Below are 22,861 nucleotides of genomic sequence, written 5' to 3'. Positions count from 1 at the left end.
TAAAATGAAAATGAAGAAACTCACATATTGGCTTTTCTTTTTGGCGTTAATTACAATATTAGTTTCCTGTTTAGACGGTCATAAAACTACGAATAATGGGAAAAATAAAACCAAGAAAGTTGCCCTTAAAGATCTAAAGAGTGGACGTGATATTATCAATGCTGGTTCTGAAACACAATATACAGGTTCTCCAGGTAAATTAATTGTCGTTACGGAAAACACGGTTTATACAAATGAGATTAAAAATTTGTTCGACTCAATCTTTGCCGCGCCTATTCGTCCTTTTTATCCATATACACCCTATTTTGAGATTCATGAGCGTACGCTCAATCAATTCAACAGTCTTTCTACCAAACTACGTAACATAATTGAATTAACTATTGATAATAAAGTAGAAAAAGGAAAACCAATCATGCATATTTTTGAGAATTATTATGCAAAAACGCAGCTTTATACAAAAATACAGGCGCATGATATCACAGATTTGTATCAAATACTTCAGGAAGAGATTGGATATTTATTTAAACTCTATGACCGCCAAGAGTGGAAACGTGAATTTTATCGCCATAGGAAATATGCAAACACAGAAGTAAGAGAAAAAATTAAGACCAAATTTGGAATAGATTTAACTCTCCCTGATAAGTATAAATATGAGTCTATTGACAATACTTATGGAATTATCCTTTTCCCTGAACGTTCCAAACAAATGGATTTAAAAACTACTGGAAACAGTGCAGTTTCGCGTGTTAATTTCATCGAAAGTGGAGTCATGATTTGGGAATATCCCTTTAAAGATTCCTCTCAACTTATCCCTGAACACCTCATCCAAATGAGAGATTCTATCTTAAAGAAATATGTTAAACATGAAATTCCAGGCGTATATATGGGAACCCAATACCATCCTGCAGTTATTCCGCAATATGAAAAATTTAAAATTGGAGACGTGATAGGCTACCAAATTCGTGGTCTATATAAATTTACTGGAAAGATGGAGCCTTCAGGTGGTAGATTTTGGGAATTTCAATTTAAACATCCACATCGAAACACCATCGTAGCCCTAAGTGGTTATATAGGAGCCCCACCAACAGTATCCCCTAGTCTAGAAATAAATAAGATAAGAGCAATTATCTACTCTATGAAAGTTGTAGAATAGATAATCACTCCATTATTTTCTAATCCTTACTTACTTTTATCTTCCACTCAATAGGTCCAGAAACTAAATATTCCCATTTAAATGGCTCGGTATTTTCTGCTTCAATTTGATAATACAAAGGCTTCGGATCATGATCATTTATAAAAACAAAAGCCTCACCTGATTTTAATTTATCAAATGTATCAAATACCATATCGTGTCTTTGTGCTGGAGGATAAGGGCGTAAATCAAAATTTTCAATGATATTACTCTCTTCTAATTTTTTATCATGCACTTTTACCTTAGTAATATGAGCAATTACTTCTTGAGGTTCTTGCTTTTTATATTTCCAATCAAATTCACCTTGAAATTTAGTATCAAAAATTTCTTTAATCTCATTGGGATAACCCTCTGAAATTAATTCCATGGTATCTCCAACCAACATCATTCCGTAGCGATGAAAAACAGTATGCTTTTTATCTTCTTCTTTTGTTTTACGTAAATCAATCAACGTTGCAGCTCCCTCAAAATCTCGCCCAACAGAATTAGCCAAACGTGTTACTTTAACTTTCCATTCTCTTCCTCCTTGGTTTAAGTACTCCCAACCAACTACATCTCCATGTATGGATTGAAATTCGTAAAACAAAGGTTTTGGATCGTGATCATTAATAAAAATAAAGCTTTCTCCAGCAGGTAATTCATTAAACATTTTGTTTAATAAGGTATGTCTATCCATAGGTACGAGTACACGTACATCTAATTCTTCTTGTGTTTCCATTGTTCTCTTTTTCAATTTAGATATACAAACATACGTCTTTTTCCAAAGGAGAAGAAATAATACAACCAGAAAGAACTCTTTCTGTTTTATTCCGACAAATAGCATAAAAAAATCTACCAAAATGTTAAAAAATTAGTTCAACAGAAATTATTTACCTATCTTGCGCCCCACTAACATTATATTTTAATCACATAATAATTTGGTTTATGAAAAAAGAATTATTTAAAAGTTCCTATCAAAGATATATACTAGGAACACTATTGGCACTAAGCTTCCTTATGGGGGGTAAATGGTCTGCATGGTCGCAGACTCTTGACATTGGCTCTGGAACATCTACCCAACGGTTTCCACTAGGTCATCTTTGGGGTTATGAACGCACTGCCTCTTTATATACAGCTGCTGAGATGTCTGTTGTTGCATCTAACATTATTACAGATATTGGATGGGATGTAGCTGGTACTGCAGGTAGTGCATGTCCTACAAAAATTTATTTAGCAACTGGTGTTGCTTCTCCATTAGTATCTACGACTTGGGCTACTATGATTTCAGGAGCTACTTTAGTTTACGATGGATCCACAACACCTGCTCCTACTAATGGATGGTATAATGTACCTATCAATCCTTATTTATATTCAGGAGGAAATCTCGTAGTTTTAGTAGAAACTAATCTTGGAGGATCTGGTGGTGGAACTAATCCTTTATTAAGATATTCATCATCAACGGGCAATAATTTAACATGGACAGCAGATAATAACCCTCCAACAGGAAATGGGGTTACCTCCTCTAGTAGACCAAATGTTCGTATTACTTATACAGCAGGTCCTCCATGCTCTGGAACACCTACACCAGGAAATACTTTAGCAAGTGCAAACCCTGTTTGCTCAGGAGCTAACTTTACTTTATCGTTACAAAATCTAACTTCAGGTACTGGAGTTACATATCAATGGGAAAGTGCTGACGATGCTGGATTTACAGCAAACCTTACTATGCTAGGTACAAACTCTACTGAAACCGTATCTCCATCTTCTGATAAATACTATCGTTGTCTCGTAACTTGTACTAACACAAGTACAGACGCTTATTCCACTCCTGTTTTGGTCACAATTAACAATCCTATTTATGCGAGCTATGATGGCGTATCCTATACTGAAGATTTTGAAAATTGGATTAGTGGCTGTGACATTACGGAACAGCCTTCTGTAAGCTGGACAAATACTCCTCTAACTGGAAATAATAGTTGGAGAAGAAATGATCAAGGTACAAGTGCAAGTTGGACTTCAACAGGCGGGTCTTATAGTCCTTCTTTCAGTCAAGGCGCTTATTCAGCTCGTTTCCATAGTTTCAATTCAACAAGTGGTTTACAGGGTTCATTGAGATTCTATGTAGATATGAGTGCGGCTTCAGGCAATACTCGCTTAAGTTTTGATCATATCAACACAAGCGGTACTGATGTTGTTAAAGTCTTTGTTTCTACTGATGGTGGTGTTACAGAAACACAAGTAGGAAATAATATTGGGATTTCTTCTACATGGACTAATAAGACATTTGATTTTAACAGTAACTCTGGAACAACAATCATTCGTATAGAAGCTACTAGTGACTATGGTTCAACAGATATTGGTATTGATAATCTTAAATTAGAACCGGCACCTGCATGTCTTTCCACTACAGCTACAGCAGCTACAAACATTACAAATGCTACAGCTGATGTAAATTGGACAGATATAACTGGAGACTGGATTATCGAATATGGACCTACAGCTACTTTTACTCCAGTAGGAACAGGAGCAACTGCAGGAAATGCTAATAATTCTATTCTAACTATTTCTAATGCAAATACAATAGGATTATCTGGTTTATTATCTGGGACTGGTTATTCTTATGTAATTCGTCAAGACTGTTCTGGTGATGGAGATGGATATAGTACAAATAGTAATACTATTTCATTTACAACGATACTTGTTGTTCCTTCTCCATGGGTAGAACCGTTTACAACAACTTCAACTCCAACAGAATGGACAACTACTGGTTGGAATATTGGTTCAACACGAGGAGTCACCGGAAATCCTGGTTATAACATCTATAAAAATATTTGGTCTAGCAGTTCATCTGGAGCAAGTTTCACTACTATTAATGTTGGTCCCATTCAAACTGGAGATGAGTTAAAATTTGATTACAAAGTTTCTAACTATTCTTCTCCATATAATGCACCTGTAGCTGGTTCAGGAGATTATGTAGTCGAAATATCAACTGATTTTGGCGCAACTTATACTGCACTTGAAACAGTTACAAATGATGGTGTAGCAGGATGGAGAACTAAAACATATTCTCTAACTTCTTATATAGGTCAAATAGTTAAAGTTAAAATTACTGGAAACTGGGTAAGTGGTGACTATGATATGGCCTTTGATAACATAAAAATAGAAATACCACCAACATGTCTTGCTCCCAGCGACCTAACAGTAACAAATATCACTGATAATTCTGCTGATATAGATTGGACTGAAAATGGCACAGCAACACTATGGAACGTAGAATATGGTACTCCTGGTTTTACACAGGGTAATGGAACTGTAGTCCCTACTAACTCGAATCCATTTACTCTTACTGGATTATCCTCTGGCACAACTTATGAGTATTATGTACAAGCTGATTGTGGAGGAGGTGATGAAAGTAGCTGGGTTGGACCTTATAGTTTTACAACTGAATGCTCTCTAGTAACAGATTTTGTTGAAACTTTTGACGGAGTTAGCACTCCTGCTCTTCCTAACTGTTGGGAAAAAGTTGGAACATCAGGTTCTGTTTATACACAAACCTCAAATTCAAATTCAGCTCCAAATACGCTATACATATATGGGTCATCCTCTAGTGCTACCCCAATAGTTAGTATGCAACCAGTATCCAATCTAGGAGATGGAACACATTGGTTTAGATTTAATATGAGAGCTAATGTTACAGTTGGAGGAGAAATACAAATTGGCTATTTGACAGATCCCAGCGATGCTAGTAGTTTTGTTGATCTAGGAACTGTTACCGCATCTTCACTAACATATGAAGAATATACATTCATTCCAGTGGCTGGAACATATTCTAATTATCCTGCTATAAAACATACAGGTTCTCCTGCTAATAGTATCTTGATAGATGATTTCAGATGGGAGCCCACACCAACATGTATCGCTCCTTCTGCTTTAACAGCAACTAATATCACTGATAACTCTGCTGATTTAGGATGGACTGAAAATGGTACTGCAACTCAATGGAACATAGAACATGGTGCTTCTGGATTTACACAAGGCAGTGGAACTATAGTTCCTACAGGATCAAATCCATTTACCCTTTCTGGATTATCTCCTTCTACAACCTATGAATATTACGTACAGGCTGATTGTGGAGGAGGTGATGAAAGTAGCTGGGTAGGTCCTTTTAGTTTTACGACTTCTCAAATTCCAGCAACAATCCCATATACAGATGATTTTTCTGCCAACAAATACACTTTTGTAAATGGAACACAAACCAATAAATGGGCTCATGGTTCTGCGGCTGGAAACCCATCTGACGCTATATATATTTCAAATGATGGAGGAGTAACAAATGCTTATACTACAAGTTCTTCAAGTGTGGCACATGCTTATAGAGATATTGCTATTCCTACAGGAGCAACAACTGCCGAATTTAGTTTTGACTGGAGATGTGAGGGAGAAGGAGCTAGTTGGGATTGGATGAAGGTTTGGTTGGTACCAACCTCATATATTCCTACAGCTGGAACTCAAATGACAGCTGGGAACGGAAGAATACAAGAAGGTCCAAACTATTTCTTATCACAAAACACTTGGACTACTTATTCTAATAACAGTTTAGATATTAGTAGTTTTGCTGGGCAGACTATGCGTTTGGTATTTGAATGGAGAAACGACGGAATTGGGGGAAATCAACCTCCTGCAGCTGTTGACAATGTATCATTAATAATACCAACATGTCCATCTCCAACTAATTTAACTTTAGATGGAATGAATTTCACAAATGGCACTGCCGACATTTCATGGACTACCGGTGGTTCAGGTTCTAGTTGGAATATTGCTTGGGGTACTTCTCCATATACACCAAGTACACCTGATGGAAACACAACTATAGATGGTTCATACGTATTGAATGGCCTAGTTTTAGGAACTACATATCAAGCATATATACAAGCTGATTGTGATGCAGATGGTACTAGTAATTGGGTAGGTCCAATAACATTCTTATTTGATTATTGTGATGTAGATTTCCCATCTAGTGTTGAACCAATTACATTAGTTGAATTTGAAAGTATTAGCAATACAACGAGTGCTGTTGTCGGTGGAACTCCAGCATTAGAAGATTTTACCAGTATGTCCGCTAATGTTACAGCAGGAATAGCTTATCCTATTAAGGTAAAAGGTAATACAGATGGCCCTTATAATGCAAAAATAGTTGTTTATGTAGACTGGAATCAAGATGGTATTTTTGATAATTCAAATGGTTCTGATGAAATGTACACACTTCCTGATATTTATGGATCTACTGGTGTGGATGCTATAGAGTCAAATGGAACTATCAATGTACCTTATACTGCACTTCCTGGAAATACTAGGATGCGTGTTATGAAGAGATTTTCAACAACACCTACTCCATGTAACAACGCAGGGTTTGGTCAGGCTGAAGATTACACTTTAAATGTTACGAATATCTGTGATGCTGGTATAGATGGAAATGCTACTGTATGTGAAGGAAGTTCACTTGACTTGCTAACTGTACTTGGTGGAACACCACAAAATAACGGTGTTTGGTATGATAGTGATAATAATGCGTTAGCATCAGGTTCAATCATAGTTGACCCAAGCATGACAGAATATACTTATGTAATTGACCATAGTCCAGTATGTAACGAATCAGCTACTGTTACTTTAACTGTAAATGGAATTACTTATGGTACAGATATACAATCAGCTTGTGATACATACACTTGGATTGATGGAAATACATATACATCAAGCAATAACACAGCTACTTGGACATTAATCAACGCTGCTGGGTGTGATAGTATTGTTACGCTTGATTTAACTATCAATTATTCAACTACAGGAACTGATGTACAAGTGGCTTGTGATACTTATACTTGGATTGATGGTAACACATACACAGCAAGTGACAATTCAGCTACTTGGACGCTAACAAACGCTGCTGGGTGTGATAGTATTGTTACACTTGATTTAACTATCAATTACTCTACTACAGGAACTGATAATATATCTACATGTGCCACATCTTATACTTGGCCAGCAAATGGACAAACATATACATCAGATGTGACAGGTGTTACTGAAACACTTCAAACAGTTGATGGATGTGACAGTATAGTTACCTTAAATCTAATTTTAGGAGTGATTCATACAACTGATGTTCAAGTGGCATGTGATACATATACTTGGCCTGAAAATGGACAAACGTATACTTCAAGTAATAATTCAGACTTTGTAACACTTACTAGTGTTGATGGTTGCGATAGTATTATTACACTTGATTTAACTATCAATTATTCAACTACTGGTACGGATGTACAAGTTGCGTGTGATACTTATACTTGGATTGATGGTAACACTTATACAGCAAGTGATAATTCAGCTACTTGGACGCTAACTAATGCTGCTGGATGTGATAGTATTATTACACTTGATTTAACAATTAACTATTCATCTACAGGAACAGATGTTATAACTGCATGTGATTCTTACACTTGGATAGATGGAGTTACTTATACAACAAGTGATAACACAGCTACTTGGACATTAACTAATGCTGATGGTTGTGATAGTATTGTTACGCTTGATTTAACAATTACCTCAACAGGAAATGCAGGTGCTGATGTTACGGATGAGGCTTGTCAAGAAGAAAGTGTTGATTTAGACGATCTTTTAAATGGTGCTGATGCTGGCGGTGTTTGGGAAGATGAAAATGGAAATCCAATAACTTCACCATTTACTGTAAGTAATGTAGAAGGAGAAGTTTATAACTTCAACTATATCGTTGGATCTGGTAATTGTGCTGATACAGCTACAATAACTATCACTGTGAAAGATTGTTCTTCATCACTTACTGTTGAAGGTCTAGGAAATATCACAGTATATCCAAACCCTGCTCATACAACTGTTAATATTGAAAACCTTACTTCTTACACAGATTTAAGAATAGAGATGATAGATGTTAATGGTCGTGTGGTATTAGTAGATAATAATGCGCTATTCAATACCTCTGAAGCAACAATAGATATTTCTAATTTTGAAAGAGGGGTATATACACTTAGAGTTTATAACAACCTAGAACAAAGAATTTTCAAGGTTGTAAAACAATAACATAGACTAACTTTAAAAGAAAGTGCGTTTCAATAATGGAGCGCACTTTTTTTATGCATAAATCTTAGAATATAATTTTTTTAATATAAGAACTTTTCATAACTTAGCTCTTTTAAAAAAAACGTTTATGAATAAAACACTACAAAAGCATAGTAACCTATGGATAGGTAGCTTTGCAAAGAAGGCCATCATGTCCTTCATCTTTATTTTAACAATTGGAAGTGTATCGCTTTCTCAGATGACTATTACAATCGGTTCTGGAGCAGCTACTTCTAATTATTTCCCATTATATTATCTTTATAATTATTCTTACTCACAAACGATTTATACGGCAGATGAGTTCACATCACAGGGAGTTTCTGGAGCTCAACTTATATCAGCTATAAGATATAAGCCAACGAGTTCTGCATCTACAAATAATTGGAAAGATTGGGTTGTGTATATTGGTACCACTAGTCAAGACGGATTCTCTGGGACTACTGATTGGATAGCTGTTAGTTCGCTAACAGAAGTATTTAATGGTCAACTTCCAGCTAATACAACTGCTAATGATTGGCTAGAAATTCCGTTTAACTCTTCCTTCTTATGGGATGGAACATCAAATATTGTAATTGCAGTAGATGAGAATACATCTGGATATGGAAATACTCCAAATTGGGCAGGTTATACATTAGCTCCTTCAACAGGAAGTAAAGGGATTTATTATTACAGTGATGGAACTAACCCTGATCCTGCATCTCCTCCTACAGCTAGTAATACAATAAACACTGTTGCTCAAATACAATTTGATATGACTCCAGCAATAGCATGTTCTGGACAACCATCCGCAGGTGTTGTTGTTGGACCATCTACATTTAGCGTATGTGGAGGTCAACCCTTCCAAATACAAATGTCTGGTGTAACAAATGAAGCTGATGTAATTTATCAATGGCAAGGAAGAAATGCGGGAAGTACAGATCCATGGTTAAATGCTGCTACTACTCCAAATCTGAATTATCCTCCAGGATATTTTAATGCTGATTTAGAATTTAGATTATGGGTTGAATGTACAAACTCTGGTTTATCTGATACTTCCGATATAATAACAGTAACTGTGAAACCAGCTAATCAGTGTTATTGTACTCCTCCTCCTGCTTCTACAGGAGGATTATATTGGATTGAGAATGTTTCTACTACTGGAGGAAGTATAAACATAAGTAATCTAGGAACTGGAATTGAACCAAACGAATATGGTGATTACACTAACATGACTATTCAAGTTACTCCTTTTAGTGATTTTCAGTTTAATATTGATGCACAGAGTGGATCTTCCCCTGGAATTAGTATTTGGATTGACTGGAATCAAAATGGTGTTTTTGAAGCTGTAGAAGAAGTATTCTCTTCAGGCGCTGGTCAATCTTCCAGTTTAAATAATTATACTGGGACAATTAATGTACCTGTGACAGCAGTATTAGGGACAACAAGAATGCGTATCCGAAATTACATAAATAGAACACCATGCGACCCTCAACCTTATGGAGAAGCGGAAGACTATACAGTTGAAGTTTTGCCACTAGCAGATTGTGCTGGAACTCCAGATGCAGGAACAATTTCAGACATAGACGTCTGTGCGAATAAAGACTTCATAATAGAAACAGTAGGTGCATCTGCTCCTGCAAATGGATTTGAATTCACATGGCAATCTTCTTCAGACGGGATTAATTGGAATAATATAACGGGAGCTAATGGATATAGTCATAATGTGACAGGTGGAATTACTTCAGAAACATACTACCGTTTAATAATTGGTTGTAATCTGACATCAACAGCTGACACTTCTAATGTAATGACCGTTTCTTTAAAGCCAGCTAACCAATGTTATTGTATACCTGGTGGTACTAGTACAAGTTATTACATCAATGACTTCTCAACTACTGGAGGAGTACAGAATATCTCTAATTTAAATACCGGTTCAGATCCAGGTGGATATGGTGATTATACAGCTACAGATACAGTATCTCAAAATTTTAATCAAACAGTTAACTTCAGTGCAGCCTATGGTGGTGGAACATTTGGTACAAAAATATGGGTTGATTGGAATCAAAATGGACAATTTGATGTAAATGAAATTGCTTTTCAGAGCAACAGCTATGTTTCATCTCAAACAGGTAGTTTCATTGTTCCTAACGATGCACTTGAAGGGCCAACTCGAATGCGTGTGGGAATCAGTTACACACCTAATACCGGACCAAATTCCCCTTGTGAAACAGGAAGTCGTGAATTTGAAGATTATACATTCATTGTTATCCCTAAACCAGCATGTGACACTACAGCGACACCTGCTGATTGGGCGCTAAAAACTAGTATGGATACTATTTGTCTTTTTGCAGATTCAGTTGGGCTCAGCATTGAAAATCCAATCTATGCGAATGACGTGTCTTATACTTACCAATCTTCTACAGATGGCATAAATTGGACAAACTTAGCTAATCCATACATCTTAAACGTAAGTACAGATATTTATGTAAGAGCAATGTGGGCTTGTAATGGAAATCCAGTAGATCCAACACAAGCAATTCATATTCCTGTAGTAAATCCACAAGTGCTTTCTACAACAGATGGTGAAAGATGTGAGGATGGGCCAGTAACACTTTCTGCACAAACATCAACAAATACACAAGCTTTATGGTATGATAACCCAGGAGGAATTGGAGAGCCTATCTACATAGGTGCTAACTTTACAACTCCATCTTTAAGTCAAACTACTTCTTACTGGGTAGCTGCTGCAAATGGTGGAAACGGCGCTGGTGGCTCATTAACTACATTAACAGATCAAAGCAATGGCTGTAGTGGTGGTGTTATGTTTGACATCACTCCGAATAGCAATTTCAATTTAGATTCTATTCAGACATTCTCATATGATGCAGGATCTAACTTAAAAGTATATTATATTGCAGGAACTTGTGTAGGTCATGAAACCAATCCTGCTGATTGGACATTACTAGAAACTCTTCCTGGAAATTATGCAGGTGGTCCAATAAGTATTCCGTTCTCAAATCCGCTTCAAATGAATGCTGGTCAAACTTATGGTATCTATATTAATCACTATGCTGCATATACGACAGTAACACCAGGTTCTACTTATTCCAACAGTGATGTAACAATTGCTGCTCAGTTTGGACTTTGCGCTGATTTTGGTAGTACAAATACACCGAGAGCTTTCAATGGAACGGTTTACTATAGCAATCCAAGCTGTATTTCCAATTTAGTTGAAGTTGTTGCTACTGTACAAGATCATACTTATCCAACATCTGGTACAGGACATTCTATCAACGTATGTAGAAACCAACCAATTAATTTATACGATGGATTAAATGGTGTTGTACACATGGGTGGAGTTTGGAAAGATTACAACAATAATGTAACTACTTCACAACCAATCGCTTCAAACTTCCCTGGTAGCTTTAACTATATGTATATAGTTGATAACGGTGTATGTCCTGCAGATACTGCTATCATTGAAGTAATTGTTGGAACTTGTGATTATTTATCTGTTGGTGAAGAGGTATTTACCCAATTAGCGGTATATCCTAACCCTGCAACTACACAACTTACAATTGAAAATCCATCTAATATGGATGAATTAATTGTAGAGATGGTTGATATGAACGGAAGAATTGTATTAGCAGATAAAAATCTATTATCTCATGCAGATAAGGCAACTATAAACATTTCATTCCTTGAAAAGGGTATATATACACTTCGTGTATTTAATACAGAAGGATATAGAATCTTTAAGATTGTAAAACAATAAAACAATCTGATATTTTTAAGAAGCGTCTTCTTCGGGAGGCGCTTTTTTATTTCTATTCTTCTACTAAATTTGTATTTTTGGCAAAATTTTAAAAGATGATTAAAAACTTTATCGAGGAACTAACTTGGAGAGGTATGATACATGATGCCATGCCTGGTGTAGAAGAACATTTAATGGAACAACAACGAACTGCTTATGTGGGTATAGATCCAACAGCAGATTCACTTCATATTGGTCACTTAGTAAGTATTATGATGCTGAAACATTTTCAAAGAGCTGGGCATCAGCCTATCGCATTATTAGGCGGAGCTACAGGAATGATTGGAGATCCATCTGGAAAATCAAAAGAAAGAAACTTATTAACTGAAGACATACTTCGTCATAATCAAACTGAGATTCAAAAACAACTCAGTAAATTTCTAGACTTTCATTCTGAAAAAGGAAATCAAGCTATTCTTGTAAATAATTACGATTGGATGAAAGATTTTTCATTTTTGAATTTTATTCGTGATGTTGGAAAGCACATCACTGTCAATTATATGATGGCTAAAGACTCTGTTAAGAAAAGATTTTCTGGAGATGAAACAGAAGGAATGTCTTTTACTGAGTTTTCTTATCAATTGGTGCAAGGATATGACTTCCTTCATCTATACAGAGAAAAAAATGCTACACTTCAGATGGGAGGATCAGACCAGTGGGGAAACATCACCACCGGAACTGAATTAATACGAAGAATAGAAAGTGGGAAAGCCTTTGCTGTAACTTGTCCACTAATTACCAAAGCAGACGGAACTAAATTTGGAAAAACAGAAGGGGGAAATATTTGGCTGGATGCGGATAAAACTTCTTCTTATCAGTTCTACCAATATTGGTTAAATACTTCAGATGAAGATGCTGAAAAATTTATTAAGATTTTCACTTTCCTCTCTAAAGACGAAATAGAATCGCTTATTTCGAGCCACAAAGAAGCTCCTCATGAAAGACAACTCCAGAAGAAATTAGCAGAAGAAATTACCATCATGGTTCATTCAGAAGCAGATTTAAAAACTGCTATGGCGGCTTCCAATATCTTATTTGGAAAATCTACCGAAGAAGATTTAAAATCACTTTCAGAAAAAGAATTTCTACAAATATTCGAAGGGGTTCCTCAAGCTAAATTATCACGTACCGATATAACTCAGGGAATTGGAATAGTAGATGCTCTTTCTGCCAAAACAGGTTTCTTGGCATCCAATGGAGAAGCCCGTAGAGAGTTAAAGGGAAATGCAGTAAGTGTAAATAAGAACAAAGTAGATGAAAGCTTCTTAATAACTCAGGACAATCTTATTAATAATAAATTCATATTATTAGGAAAAGGAAAAAAGAATAATTACCTCATCATCATCGAATAGGCTTTAAAAAGGCAAAGTAAAAGTTGCTTCAACTTTTGAAAAATCATATATTTGTTTAAAGCCTATTTGATGCTGCAACTCAAACTAATCTTCTTTTTGCTTCTTTTGATTGTTTTTAATCAAACAAAAGCACAAACAACACCCCAAACCAAAGGTATTGAGCAAGTATATACAGAGCCTACACATCCTGTGGGAAATATCTATGCATTGATTGTAGGTCTATCTAAATATCAATATCCTGAAACTTATACTCCACTGCAATTTGCCGATAAAGATGCGCGCGTCTTTTATACTTATCTGCGTTCAGACGCAGGAGGAAAAGTTCCTTCTGAAAATATAGACACCCTATTTAACGAAAGAGCAACGTATGGTGAAGTTATGTCGAAGCTACTCAGCATCAAAGATCGCATGAAGGAAAATGATTTATTATATTTCTATTTTTCTGGCCACGGAGATGCTTACAATGCCGCCAAAGCTTTCCTCCTACCCTATGATGCTCCCTCTGGAAATGGACGCTCTGATAAAAATCATTACCTAATTGGAACAACTGTATTGGATATTTATACCATTAAAGTAATTTTTAAAGATTTAACTTCCAATGGAAGGAAAGTCATTTTTATAAGTGATGCGTGCAGAACTAATGAATTAAGTGGTGGAGAAGAAGGTAGAACGAGCGTATTTAAAAAAATTATGGAAGATGATGCGGGAGAGATACGCTTTAGCTCTTGTTCTTCGAACCAAGTTTCTTATGAAGATGTCCGTTGGGGAGGTGGACGAGGGTTATTCTCTTGGCATTTAGTTAACGGATTAATTGGAATGGCAGATACCTCTCCAAAAGATGGAGAAGTAACCGTAGATGAATTAGTAAGTTATGTTAAAACGCAGGTAAAGAATGCCTCCTATGATAAGGCAACAAAGACCTACAAACAAACTCCACAATTTGATTGCAAGGCTGAAAATTGCGAAACATTTGTTTTAAATCTTGTGAATGACACGGAAAAAAATCGATTAGCACAAGAGTTACAAAAAGGTGACAACTCCTTTTATCAAGATGCACTAGCTACATCTTCTCCTGCTAAAGGAGTCAATCTACCTATCGAAATGGATAAAATAGGTTTCAAAGCCTTATACAACGAATTTGTAAATCATCTACAGAACAATGAACTCATTGGGGAGAATAGTGCTGCCACTACTTTTCAAAAAATTATGCTAGAAGAGACAATTCCCACATATCTTGTAAATGAATTTAGAGGAATTTTAAGTAGTCGTTTGATAACAGATGTCAACAAAATCATCAATACATACATCAATGCAGCTCAAAACAACAATCTTTATACTTACGATTACTTTTATACTGGATATCTCAAGCTTAAAGAATTCATAAAGATAGCAGACACGCTATTTTACATTCCTTTAGATGCTAAAGTAAATCTTCTCTTTTTAGAGGCGCATGCAAATTGGAAAACTAATCGAACAAGTGAATTAAAATCTAGCTTAGAAAAAATAGATAGTGCTGTTATCTTAAAACCTGAAGCTTCTTATCTCTATAATTTAAAAGGAGTTTTACACCAACGTTTAAAGCAATATAAAGAAGCTTCGTTAGCCTTCCATAAAGGCATGAAGTTAGCACCAGGATGGATATATCCTACTCATAATTTAGGCTTAAACTTCAGTTATTTAGGTCAACGAGACAGTAGCTTTTACTATTATTTTAAAGCATTAGAATTAGACACTAATTATCAAACTACATACAGCGTGATTGCTCAAGAATATGCACATATTGATGATTATGAATCTTTTATCAAGTATGTTAACAAAGGATTATCAAAAGACCCAACCGATCCTTCCCTTCTACTTCAGAAAGGAAATTATTATTACTATCAAAAAGAGGATTATGACAAAGCTTTGAGCTATTATATACAATCATTTAGTTATGACAAGTCATTTTTATATGGCTATGAAAACGCACTTAAGGTTCATATTAAAAAAATGGATTCAGATAGCACAAAGTTCTATATCAACAAGATAGTAGAACGTGATTCAACTAATCCTGAAATCTATTTTGATATTGGGATAATCTTATCGGAATTTTCTGCGGACAGTATGGCACGCACATTTTTCAATTATGCTATTTATTATGACTCGCTCAATATTGATTATTGGAATGCTTATGCGAATAGTTCTTACAAATTAGAAGATTATAATACGGCGCATACTATCTATTTAAAATCTCTTGAAATTGATAGTACAAACAATTCCACATACGCACTCTTAGGAACTTTCTACTACAATCTAGATTACATAGATTATTCTTTGAATACTTTCTTAAAGGGATTAACATTTAATCCTAAAGATTATCTTTTGAATTTTAACGTTGGGTATCTTTATTACCTCCAGAAAGCATACAATGATGCAGCTCATTATTTTCTAATTTCCCTTGAAAATAACAAATTCAATCAGGATACATATTATTATCTGGCTGGAGTTTATGCACAACTAAATGATAAAGACAAAGCGCTATTCTACCTTGAAAACTATTTAAAATTAGTGAAGGATTTTGATAGAAAAAGTATAGAAGAAGACGAAGACCTTCAGTCAATCAAAAAGAGTAAAGAATTTAAGAATCTTCTTAATAGATACACATCAAAATCTGTTGCGCATTAAAAACAAGATACTGATTATATTTATTTTTTGTAAATACACAATGGGTATTTCAAAATAATTCTTAAAAATACCTAAACTTCTATACTCACTCCAAAAGGTTAGTTTATTTTCTTATTTTTGAATTCTCAATTTAAAAGGAGGCTTATGAAAGAATTAATTCTCGAGTTAAAAGAAGCATTCAGATTACCTTTAACGGATCCTATTATTGTATTCTCACTGATATTATTTATCATCCTAATCACTCCAATCGTATTAAAGAAGTTAAAAATTCCGGGGATTATTGGGTTAATTATAGCTGGAATTGTCATTGGTCCTCATGGGCTATATATCATTGAAGGGGCAGGAGCAGGAGCAGATACAGATGCTGTCAATGCTGTGGAGCTTTTTTCAACCATTGGGTTACTTTATATCATGTTTATAGCAGGGTTGGAACTAGACATGAATCAATTTAAAGCAAACAAAAACAAGAGCTTAGTTTTTGGTTTTTACACATTCATTATTCCATTAGCTTTAGGCTACCCAGCCTGTCATTACCTATTAGGGCTAGATTTTAATGCGAGTCTTTTGACGGCAAGTATGTTCTCGACACACACTTTGGTAACTTATCCTATTATAAGCAAATTAGGAATTTCCAAGAACAAAGCCGTAGCTGCAACCGTAGGTGGAACTATCTTAACAGATACGGCTGTATTAATAATCTTAGCGGTTATTGTAGGAAACCATCATGGCGGACTATCACAGTCCTTTTGGATACAACTAGGGATTTCATTAGCCCTATTCTCTATATTCATGTTTTTAGTAATTCCACGTATTGCTAGATGGTTCTTTAGAAAATTGGAGAGTGAAAAACATTCCCATTACATTTTTGTACTTTCTGTAGTATTCTTAGCCGCCTTCTTAGCAGATGTTGCAGGGGTTGAAGCAATTATCGGTGCATTTACCGCAGGATTAGCCCTAAACAAATTGATCCCATCCTCTTCAGCTCTTATGAATCGTATTGAATTTATGGGAAACTCATTGTTTATTCCATTCTTCTTAATTAGTGTTGGGATGCTAGTAGATGTACGTGTCATCATGCATGGATATGATGCCTGGGTGGTTGCAGGGATTCTAACTGCGGTTGCAATCTTTGGAAAATGGCTAGCTGCATGGATTACACAGTTAACATTCAAATTTTCAGGCTCTCAACGACAATTAATCTTCGGTTTAAGTTCCGCACATGCAGCTGCTACTCTAGCTGTTATTATGGTGGGACATAGAGAGGGTATATTAGGTGATAGCATTCTAAATGGGACTATTATCCTAATATTGATAGCTAGTATTGTTGCCTCTTTTGCCACAGAAAGAGCAGGTGTGAAAATCATTAAGAAAATGGATAATGATTCGGATGAAATTTTAGAAGATAATCCAGAATCAGCTAATGAACATATCCTCTTACCAATAGATAATATTGAGAAATGTGAAAAACTTCTTGAATTAGGCGTTCTCATTAAAGACAAGAACTCTGTTAATCCTGTCTCCATTCTTACCGTTGTTCCGAATGACAACGAAGCAGAGGCAAATATCTTAAAAGCAAAGAGCAAATTAGAAAACTTTGTAAAAGAAGCCTCTGCATCTGAAACTCGTGCCAATGTGATTACAACTATCGATTTCAATGTAGCCAGTGGAATTGCACGTATCTCAAGAGAAATTATGGCAGATATGATTATTCTAGGATGGCCACATCAAGCAGGATTCTTTAATAAACTGATTGGTAGTAATACAGATAGCATCTTAGAAAAAACATACAAGACAACCTTCATCTGCAATTTTAAGAAGCCTCTTGCACTTAATAAGCGAATTGTTATAACTGTACCTCCCATGGCAGAGTTAGAAATTGGCTTTGAATTATGGGTTAAAAAGATAGTTAAATTAAGTAGTGAATTAAGTAGTGTTATATCCATCTATTGCAATAAGGCTACAGAAAATGCTATTGAATCTTTCTTAACAAAGGAGAAAATACAAGCCTCTAAAAATTATAAAATCTTTGATAATTGGGATGATTTCTTAATCTTATCTCGTGAAATTGATAAAGATGATTTAGTTGTCTTGATTTCAGCACGTAGAAAAGCAAATTCTTTTATGGGTATCTTAGAAAATTTACCCTCCAAATTAGAAAAATATTTTCCTAAAAATAATCTCATTGTGATTTATCCTGAACAATTTGCACAATATTCAGAAGGAACTTACCGAGATGTTTCTAGTGAGCCATTGGATGTTGGTCTAGAAGTAGTACAAAAATTAGGTAAAGGTATTGGTTCCATTTTCGGCCTTAAAAAAGACAATGATGATATTGAGAAAGAGGAAGAAGAGAACAGCAATAGAGGAAAATCAAAAGAATAATGTATAAAACCCGTACAAAGGAAGATTTAAATTAAAATGAAAGTTTATTACATAGCATATATAATCTTGATACTTACTTTATTGTCATGCAATGGAGTGGACAAATCCAAAGATAATGAACAGTTTTATACTACACAGGATTCTTTAACAGATGAAGATCGATTAAAGATGCTCAATGACAGTTTAGGAAAATATCCAAATGACATCAAATTGTGGTTGGCCAAAGGTGAATTATGTAAAAAAAACTTAGATTTCAAATGTGCTTTAGATGCAGGAGCAAGATCCTTCAAATTAGATTCTACCAATCTTCAGGCAAGAGAGTTATATGCATGGACGCTTATCAATAAACCTAATGCTCCTCTCTCTGATATTGAAACCGCACAACGTCATTATGAATACATACTTTCTATCTCTCCTAAAAATCCACAAGTTTTGGTTGATTTGGCAAACACATATTCATTAACTGGAGATTTTAAAACAGCATTCAAATATATCAATGATGCGCTTCGAATTGATGAGAGATACAGAGATGCTTATGTATTAAAAGGTTCTATTTATCGTGTGATGGAAAAATATGATTTGGCATTATCTAGCTACCAAACTGCATTACAGATGGATCCTAATTTCTTTATGGGACAATTGGAAACTGGCTGGTTATTGACTCAAATGGAAAAGCATGACTTAGCCCTGGAATACTATCAAAATGCAGTAGAATTACAACCTAATAATATAAATGCCATTTATGGTGTAGCTAAGAGTTACCAAGATTTAGCCAATTACGATGAAGCTTTATTCCATTATCGGAAATTGGCAAAGGTGAGTCCCAAATTTTATATTACCTTCTTCAATCAGGCATTTATTAAACAATACCATCAAAATCAGTTGGATAGTGCAGCCTATTACTATGACAAAGCTATTCGCATTTTCCCTGAATACAAAGAAGCTTGGTATCAATTAGGAGAAGTATATTTAGCTCAAAAAAGAACAACAGATGCAGCTCGTGCCTTCTCAGAATCATTACACATAGACCCTCACTTTGAACCTGCTTTGGATGGAGCAAAAAGATTAAAGAATTTCAAATACGAATAATGAACACTCGATTGCGTATCATAAGTGCTATTGGTGAAGCAATCATCCCACTTATGGGTATGCTCTTCTTTAATTGGGGAATCTATTTCATCTTGCTTTTTTATTTTCTTGATTTACTTACTTCACAAGTATTTCTTTACTTAAAAGTTAAAAAGATAATTCAATTCCAAGGTATTAAGTATCCTTACAATTCAAGCTATGGGAGAATTCTAGTGAATAATACTATTACTGTATCTGTCATACTTATTGCCCATTTAGCTGTTTTCTTTATTGAACCAGGAATTGATTTCTATACTCAGTTTATAGATTTTCTAGCCTACGAAGAAGCAGGCATGCCTATCCCTCAAGGGTATATTTTACTACCTATTGTGATTCTGGGAAATTGGCAACAATACAAAATGCTATTCATACGAACTGGAAGATACCAAGTACTTTCTTGGAAGAATATTATCTTAGAGAATAGAAAGCTTTTATGGATAGCGCTAGGTGGTGGAGTTACTGCTGTGCTTATTTCTTACTTCATACCCATTCCATATTACATTTATATTTTAGCAATAATTGGAGTAAAGTTCTGGTTTGACTGGAAAAAGGGAGATTATTGAATAAAGGCTTATTAGCTCTTTTGGTAGGTGATTGTCTTTAAATAGATACCTTCTAAATATGTGATAGGATGATCAACATCGTGTAAGATTTCATTTACAATCTTCCAGTGTGTATTTGTTTGTTGGAAAGCAAGTTCATGGGATATCTTAAAGTCTTCGAGAGTGATTCGACTTGAGCAGGAGCCTAATAGAAGGTAACCACCTTTGCGTGTAAGTTTTGCTCCTAATTCTGCTAAACGCTGATATTGTTTTAGAGCCACTTCTACTTCTGAATTTTGTTTGGCAAAAGAAGGGGGATCTATCACTACAATATCAAATACAGTTCGTGATTGAATCAAATTTTCTAATTCTTTAAAAGCATCACCCACCAATGGATGCCATTTTTCAATTTTTAGTTGATTTAGAAGCAGATTTTCCTTAGCTACATCCATAGCTTGAGCACTAATATCCATGGAAGTAAGAGATTTTGCTCCTCCTTTTAATCCATGAATACCAAAACCACCTACATAACTAAATACATCCAAAATGGTCTTTTCTTTTGCATGCTGTTGTACCCAATAACGATTTGGGCGTTGATCTAAAAAGAAGCCTGTTTTGTGTCCAGAAATTGGATAAGCATAAAACTTAACCCCATACTCTGAGAAAGGAATTCTTTCATTCGATAACTTCTTACCAATTACTTGACCTTGCTGGTATGCAAATTCTTTACTTCCTTCTAATTTTCTATTTAATCTAAATACGATTGATTCCACCTGGAATATCGAAGGAATTGCCTGGGTGAGCGTTTCTAAATAGGGCTTCCAAATTTTTGAATATACCTTGAGAACCCCAACTTTATCATATATATCTAAAATAAGTCCCGGAAAACCATCATTCTCTCCATGAATTGCGCGATAACCTGTAACGTACTGCAAAAGCAACTTACGTTTCTCTTTAGCGACTTCTAATTTCTCTATCCAATACGTTTCTGAAAGTTGGAGTTTGGAATCATGTGCAATAACCTTTATTCGGATAATCTCTTCGGGATCCCAAAGACCAAAAGCATAGGGTCTATTATTGCTTCGATCAAATAATACACAGAGGCTCCCAGCTTGTGGATTATTTGCTGGCCCCTTTATTATGCTTTTCTCAAAAATCCAAGGATGTCCTTTCTTTACGGCAGTTTCAGCTGATTTACTGAGTTTAATAGCGAGAGATGAATTTCCCATAATGAGTCAGATTAATTACACTTGACTCCAGATTTTATCTTGGCTATATAATCTTGCTGGGAACACTTCACTCTCATGGAATTTAACTCCATATTCTTCCAATTCATTCAAAATAGGGGAATAAATTTCTTTAATGATAGGAATGTGTACACCTTTTAACTGAATATTTCCATTTAAAATATGTCGCGCACAAATCGCTACAGGTAATCCTACAGTATTACTCATAGCGGTATAGGTTTGATCTTCACCAATACACACCATTTCAGATTTCATTTCTTTCAATTCTCCTTTCATTTCATATACAAAACGGTGGTACATTACAATCATATCTTTATCGGTTGAATGTAGAGTCCATTTATCCTCCAATATTTTTTGAAGCATTTGTGCAGGGGTTGCTCTTTTAAGTCCAGGGTATTTATAGGGATGAAAGATATCTAACCACATTAGCTTTTCCCATAAAATATCATCTTGATCAATCTTTAGATAATGTCTCAATTTCAATTCAACAGAATCATGTGGATCATAGGGTAAAAAGGAATTGATGAAGTCACGGTTCGACATGTGCTCACTATCTTCTAGTATATACGAGTCATCCGTGGCTCCTAATTGAACAAACATATCCCAAGCTCTACAAAACCCAATTCTTCTTAATGTTCCTCGGTAGATGGTAGGGATATCCATCAAATCATAAATTTTACGGTATTGAAGTGAATTGCGATTAGCATAGCCTTCAAACTTACCATAACCTGTAATATCAATAATCTCTGTTCTTCTAAATAATTTATGGTAAGGAATATATTTATACTGTCCTTCCTGAATAAATTGTGCAGCACCTCCTTGACCTGCTAAAACCACGTTTCTTGGATTCCAAGTAAACTTATAATTCCATGGGTTATCATCACTTTCTGGTGCTACCAAACCTCCTGTAAAAGATTCAAAATTTAACATCACCCCTCCTTGCTCACGAATATGATTGATTATCTTCATAGCACTCATGTGATCAATACCAGGGTCAACACCAATCTCATTCATAATAATAATACCTGCTTCTTTAGCAGCTTCATCCAAGGCTTCCATTTCTTTAGAGACATAAGAAGGGGTAATCAAATTTTTCTTAAATTCAATACAATCTTTTGCTACCTCTATGTGATACATAGCAGGGAGCATACTTATCACAATATCAGACTTCTGGATTTCAGGTCGTCTTTGTTCTGGATTAAGCGCATCGATTACTAAAGCTTCTCCGAATGCTGATCCGTTAATCTTTTTTTCTATAAGTGATTTATCTTTATCCACAATCTTCACATGCCAATCCTCTTTTTCAGCATTCTTTAAAAGATAACGGATGAGAGATGAAGAAGAAAGTCCTGCGCCTAATATGAGTATATTTTTCATGTTGATTTTTGCTCGTTTAATCCAGATAACAAAGCAAAGAAAATTACTGTGAG

Annotated in this window: 11 protein-coding genes; 8 read left to right on the top strand and 3 right to left on the bottom strand. The window is 35.2% G+C overall.

Going from position 1 to position 22,861, the window contains the following annotated elements:
- Positions 1-10 precede the first annotated feature (10 nt).
- Complete coding sequence (locus M9897_12700) at positions 11-1,153, top strand: DUF4837 family protein (protein ID MCO5269744.1); 1,143 nt, start codon at positions 11-13, stop codon at positions 1,151-1,153.
- A 19-nt stretch (positions 1,154-1,172) separates the two neighbouring features.
- On the opposite strand, the gene M9897_12695 is transcribed toward M9897_12700, so the two are convergent.
- A complete protein-coding gene (locus tag M9897_12695; protein ID MCO5269743.1) occupies positions 1,173-1,910 on the bottom strand; it encodes a DUF2249 domain-containing protein in 738 nt (245 codons plus the stop codon).
- A 206-nt stretch (positions 1,911-2,116) separates the two neighbouring features.
- Between M9897_12695 and M9897_12690 the strand changes: the two genes are divergently transcribed.
- The 7 genes from M9897_12690 (at position 2,117) to M9897_12660 (ending at position 20,205) form a co-directional block, all read left to right on the top strand.
- A complete protein-coding gene (locus M9897_12690) occupies positions 2,117-8,284 on the top strand; it encodes a fibronectin type III domain-containing protein (GenBank protein MCO5269742.1) in 6,168 nt (2,055 codons plus the stop codon).
- Between the two features lie 127 nt (positions 8,285-8,411).
- Complete coding sequence (locus M9897_12685; GenBank protein MCO5269741.1) at positions 8,412-12,077, top strand: GEVED domain-containing protein; 3,666 nt, start codon at positions 8,412-8,414, stop codon at positions 12,075-12,077.
- A gap of 95 nt (positions 12,078-12,172) precedes the next feature.
- Complete coding sequence (tyrS, locus tag M9897_12680; GenBank protein MCO5269740.1) at positions 12,173-13,468, top strand: tyrosine--tRNA ligase; 1,296 nt, start codon at positions 12,173-12,175, stop codon at positions 13,466-13,468.
- Positions 13,469-13,537: 69 nt separating this feature from the next.
- Positions 13,538-16,132, top strand: coding sequence for a caspase family protein (locus M9897_12675; protein ID MCO5269739.1), 2,595 nt, complete (start codon positions 13,538-13,540; stop codon positions 16,130-16,132).
- 144 nt (positions 16,133-16,276) lie between these two features.
- Complete coding sequence (locus M9897_12670) at positions 16,277-18,514, top strand: cation:proton antiporter (GenBank protein MCO5269738.1); 2,238 nt, start codon at positions 16,277-16,279, stop codon at positions 18,512-18,514.
- Positions 18,515-18,550: 36 nt separating this feature from the next.
- Positions 18,551-19,603, top strand: a complete 1,053-nt coding sequence (locus M9897_12665) for a tetratricopeptide repeat protein (protein ID MCO5269737.1) — start codon at positions 18,551-18,553, stop codon at positions 19,601-19,603.
- Positions 19,603-20,205, top strand: coding sequence for a hypothetical protein (locus M9897_12660; protein ID MCO5269736.1), 603 nt, complete (start codon positions 19,603-19,605; stop codon positions 20,203-20,205). Before M9897_12665 ends, M9897_12660 begins: the two co-directional genes overlap by 1 nt.
- Positions 20,206-20,216: 11 nt before the next feature.
- On the opposite strand, the gene M9897_12655 is transcribed toward M9897_12660, so the two are convergent.
- Together M9897_12655 and M9897_12650 are read right to left on the bottom strand one after the other, a co-directional pair.
- The gene (locus tag M9897_12655; GenBank protein ID MCO5269735.1) at positions 20,217-21,413 is read right to left on the bottom strand and encodes a class I SAM-dependent rRNA methyltransferase; all 1,197 of its coding nucleotides are present in this window, start codon (positions 21,411-21,413) and stop codon (positions 20,217-20,219) included.
- 15 nt (positions 21,414-21,428) lie between these two features.
- Positions 21,429-22,808, bottom strand: a complete 1,380-nt coding sequence (locus M9897_12650; GenBank protein ID MCO5269734.1) for a saccharopine dehydrogenase NADP-binding domain-containing protein — start codon at positions 22,806-22,808, stop codon at positions 21,429-21,431.
- Between the last annotated feature and the right edge of the window lie 53 nt (positions 22,809-22,861).

The sequence above is a fragment of the Brumimicrobium sp. genome (assembly GCA_023957385.1).
Classification (GTDB): domain Bacteria; phylum Bacteroidota; class Bacteroidia; order Flavobacteriales_D; family Crocinitomicaceae; genus Brumimicrobium.
Note: the sequence above shows the minus strand (reverse complement) of the source record. Positions and strands in the feature narration are given on the sequence as shown.

Coding starts and splice junctions, on each gene's coding strand:
- M9897_12700 (MCO5269744.1), top strand. CDS start 11: ATGAAGAAACTCACATATTGGCTTTTCTTTTTGGCGTTAATTACAATA.
- M9897_12665 (MCO5269737.1), top strand. CDS start 18,551: ATGAAAGTTTATTACATAGCATATATAATCTTGATACTTACTTTATTG.
- M9897_12660 (MCO5269736.1), top strand. CDS start 19,603: ATGAACACTCGATTGCGTATCATAAGTGCTATTGGTGAAGCAATCATC.
- M9897_12650 (MCO5269734.1), bottom strand. CDS start 22,808: ATGAAAAATATACTCATATTAGGCGCAGGACTTTCTTCTTCATCTCTC.
- tyrS (MCO5269740.1), top strand. CDS start 12,173: ATGATTAAAAACTTTATCGAGGAACTAACTTGGAGAGGTATGATACAT.
- M9897_12690 (MCO5269742.1), top strand. CDS start 2,117: ATGAAAAAAGAATTATTTAAAAGTTCCTATCAAAGATATATACTAGGA.
- M9897_12685 (MCO5269741.1), top strand. CDS start 8,412: ATGAATAAAACACTACAAAAGCATAGTAACCTATGGATAGGTAGCTTT.
- M9897_12655 (MCO5269735.1), bottom strand. CDS start 21,413: ATGGGAAATTCATCTCTCGCTATTAAACTCAGTAAATCAGCTGAAACT.
- M9897_12675 (MCO5269739.1), top strand. CDS start 13,538: ATGCTGCAACTCAAACTAATCTTCTTTTTGCTTCTTTTGATTGTTTTT.
- M9897_12670 (MCO5269738.1), top strand. CDS start 16,277: ATGAAAGAATTAATTCTCGAGTTAAAAGAAGCATTCAGATTACCTTTA.
- M9897_12695 (MCO5269743.1), bottom strand. CDS start 1,910: ATGGAAACACAAGAAGAATTAGATGTACGTGTACTCGTACCTATGGAT.